The organism is Pantoea sp., assembly GCF_028283705.1.
Taxonomy (GTDB): Bacteria; Pseudomonadota; Gammaproteobacteria; order Enterobacterales; family Enterobacteriaceae; genus Pantoea.
Map to the genome: position 1 here is coordinate 1 of NZ_JAPWKD010000013.1, position 3,347 is coordinate 3,347.

Sequence of the window (3,347 nt, forward strand, 5' to 3'; positions counted from 1 at the left end):
CCCGTGATGGGCTGGGGCAGCCAGTACGCCCGGGAGAACTTATTTCCATACCGATCGCCAGGCTGCTATCTCCCATTCTACCCGGTGCTTACAAACCCATCGAGGCGCTGGCTGTTGTCCGGGCGCTGGCGCAGCAGGTCCCCACCACAACGGGTGTTGTTGTGCTGGCTTCTGATCAGATGATCAAACTGGGGAAATCCGGGCGCGTTTAGCAAGCGCTCTGGCGCGTAGTGCAAGATAGATCCGGTCTGTGTTGAGGCAAACTGGGGGCAGTTCACTTAACGAGGTGCCTATGTTTACTCAGGAAAAGAAAACCGCGCTGGTTACCGGCGCATCGTCAGGTATGGGGAAGGCCATTGCTCGTCGTTTGATCGAGGAGGGTTATCAGGTCTACGTGGCTGCCCGCCGTGTCGGGAAAATGGCTGATCTGGCTCTGCTCGGAGCACAGCCACTGCGGATGGATATTTCCAAAGATGAAGAGATTGTATCCGGCGTAAACACGATTCTGGCGCAGACTGGCGGTGTCGATGTGCTGGTCAACAATGCCGGATTTGGCCTGTACGGGCCGGTAGAAGAGATCGGTATTGACGAGGCTCGCTACCAGTTTGAGGTGAATTTGTTCGGTGCAGCACGGCTCACGCAGCTGCTGCTTCCGGCGATGCGCGCCAGACGCAGCGGGCACATTGTTAACATCACCTCGATGGGTGGAAAGATGTACACCATCCTGGGTGCCTGGTACCACGCAACCAAACACGCACTGGAAGAATGGTCAGACTGCCTGCGTCTGGAAGTCGCCGGATTTGGTATCAAGGTCGTGATCGTCGAACCGGGAGTGATAGAGACGGGCTTCGGTGAGGGTGCCAGTGACAGTATCGTCAAACGTTCGGCCAGTGGACCCTATGGTCAGTTGGTGAAGAGAGTGGCTATGTCGATCAAAAACACTTACGGACAGGGTAAAGGCAGTGATCCGAACCTTATCGCGGAGGTGGTCTCGCGAGCGGTTAACAGCAGCAACCCACGCACACGCTATGCGGCCGGTAAATTTGCAAAGATGTTGATCCGTATGCGCGTCTGGCTGGGTGACCGTCTATTCGACCGTATCATTCTCAGTCAGACCCGCTGACGTAACATTATGACCCAGTCCGGTTGCATCATATCGCTCACCCCGGACTGAGTTTTCTTCATCTGCCCGGCTATGTTAGCCCAGCAGTTCTCTGCGCACGATTTCTGCGCCAGCACTTAACGCATTCAGCTTGCCTCTGGCTACCCGGCGAGATAAAGGCGTCATGCCACAGTTGGTAGAGGGATAGAGTTTATCGGCGTCAACAAACTTCAACGCATTGCGTATGGTATTCGCCACTTCTTCCGCTGTTTCAATGGTATTGGTTGCCACATCAATGGCGCCAACCATCACTTTTTTACCGCGAATAAGCTCAATGAGATCCATTGGCACGCGAGAGTTGTGACATTCCAGCGAAATGATATCGATATTCGATTTTTGCAGTTTGGGGAAAACTTCCTCATATTGACGCCACTCGGTCCCCAGCGTCTTTTTCCAGTCGGTATTGGCTTTGATGCCATAGCCGTAGCAAATATGCACTGCCGTTTCACATTTAAGCCCTTCAATGGCTTTTTCCAGGGCAGCAATCCCCCAGTCATTCACCTCATCAAAGAAAACATTAAATGCAGGCTCATCAAACTGGATAATATCGACACCAGCAGCTTCTAATTCTCTGGCTTCCTGATTAAGAATTTTGGCGAATTCCCAGGCGAGTTTTTCGCGACTTTTATAATGCCCATCATAGAGGGTATCAATCATCGTCATCGGACCTGGCAGCGCCCATTTAATCGGCTGAGTGGTTTGCTGACGTAAAAATTTGGCATCTTCCACAAATACCGGTTTCTGGCGCGCCACTTCACCCACGACGCTGGGTACGCTCGCATCATAGCGATTACGAATTTTAACGATCTCACGTTTTTCAAAATCAACGCCGCTGAGGTGTTCGATGAAGGTCGTGACAAAATGCTGACGTGTTTGCTCGCCATCACTGACAATATCAATACCGGCCTTGAGTTGATCCTCCAGGCACAAACGCAGAGCATCTTGTTTACCGTCAATTAATTCCTCACCCTCTAATTTCCAGGGTGACCACAGTGTCTCTGGCTGTGCCAGCCAGGACGGTTTGGGTAAGCTGCCGGCAGTTGAAGTGGGTAATAACTTTTTCATCACAGGTGACCTTTTATTTTAAGTTAATCAAAGAACGGCAGTAGCAGACCATTGCTCAAGCACAGTTTGATATGGTTTGATGAAGTTCTCTTCAGTAAACTTTCCCTGCTCAATAGCCAACTGGCTACGTTCTTCTCGATCATAAACAATGCGGGTTAACGAATAATCCGGGTGCTTCAGGTTTGGCTGATAGCATTGCCCTGCGGCCGAATTCGCGTTGTAAATTTCAGGGCGGTAAATCTTTTGAAAAGTCTCCATCGTGCTGATGGTACTGATCAGTTCAAGATTCGAGTAATCACTGAGCAAATCGCCAGAAAAATAGAATGCCAAAGGCGCAGCACTATTCGGTGGCATAAAATAACGTGCCTGCAAGCCCATTTTTGCGAAATAATGATCGGTCAGGGAGAGTTCATCTTGCTGGTATTCGATACCCAATACTGGATGTTGATTTCCCGTGCGATAATAAGTGTTTTACTGGAAACACTCAGGCAGATAACCGGTGTTTTATTGAAGTTCTCTTTGTAAGCGTCTGAATTAACGAATTGCTTAAAGATGTTGCCATGCAGATCGCCAAAGTTTTCCGGCGTGGCGAATCCGGATTGGTTTTTATTGTGTTCAGGCAATACGACGCTAAAGTCATAATCGCGCACATAGGAGGAGAAGTTATTTCCCACAATGCCTGCAATACGTTGGTTAGTTTTTTTATCAACGATATTGGTTTTCAGGATTTCAATCACCGGGAAGGCGTCGGCCTTGCCTTCGAGCATCAATATTCAACTAGGCAGTAATGATGTCCAGTTCGACAGCATAACGATTTCCATTAGGGTTATCCCAATGCGCCAGAGAATTGAAACGGTTATCAATCATCACCAGAGTGTTACGCAAGTTTTCCTGGCGTTTCTCACCCCTTGCCAAATTAGCAAAGTTGGTCGTAATACGCGTATTTTCCGAGGGGTTATAATCTTCGTCGAAACGAATGCTCTTAAGAGTAAAATTAAATTTCTTATTCATTGTTATCTGGTGTCCTGGTATCCAATATAAAGCCTGATTTTTTCGTCTTTTGAGTGTTGCCCAATTTGATGGCGGGCGTTCTCAATCAGTTGCCTTTATATTGTTTTGA

General features: G+C 48.8%; 2 protein-coding genes and 2 pseudogenes. 2 read left to right on the forward strand and 2 right to left on the reverse strand.

Features of this window, described 5'->3' with window-relative positions:
* Together PW844_RS11555 and PW844_RS11560 are read left to right on the forward strand one after the other, a co-directional pair.
* Nucleotides 1–212 (forward strand): annotated as a pseudogene (locus PW844_RS11555) (nucleoside-diphosphate sugar epimerase); the annotation flags it as partial.
* An 80-nt stretch (nt 213–292) separates the two neighbouring features.
* The gene (locus PW844_RS11560; protein WP_299451705.1) at nt 293–1,123 is read left to right on the forward strand and encodes an oxidoreductase; all 831 of its coding nucleotides are present in this window, start codon (nt 293–295) and stop codon (nt 1,121–1,123) included.
* Nucleotides 1,124–1,198: 75 nt separating this feature from the next.
* On the opposite strand, the gene PW844_RS11565 is transcribed toward PW844_RS11560, so the two are convergent.
* Both PW844_RS11565 and PW844_RS11570 read right to left on the reverse strand, forming a co-directional pair.
* Entirely contained in the window at nt 1,199–2,227 is a 1,029-nt protein-coding gene (locus PW844_RS11565) for a methionine synthase (RefSeq protein ID WP_299451707.1), read from the reverse strand.
* Between the two features lie 27 nt (nt 2,228–2,254).
* A pseudogene (locus PW844_RS11570) lies at nt 2,255–3,238 on the reverse strand (DUF1852 domain-containing protein).
* Nucleotides 3,239–3,347: the final 109 nt, after the last annotated feature.

Excerpts from the sequence above, each read along its gene's own strand:
- PW844_RS11560 (WP_299451705.1), top strand. The coding sequence starts at position 293 with ATGTTTACTCAGGAAAAGAAAACCGCGCTGGTTACCGGCGCATCGTCA.
- PW844_RS11565 (WP_299451707.1), bottom strand. The coding sequence starts at position 2,227 with ATGAAAAAGTTATTACCCACTTCAACTGCCGGCAGCTTACCCAAACCG.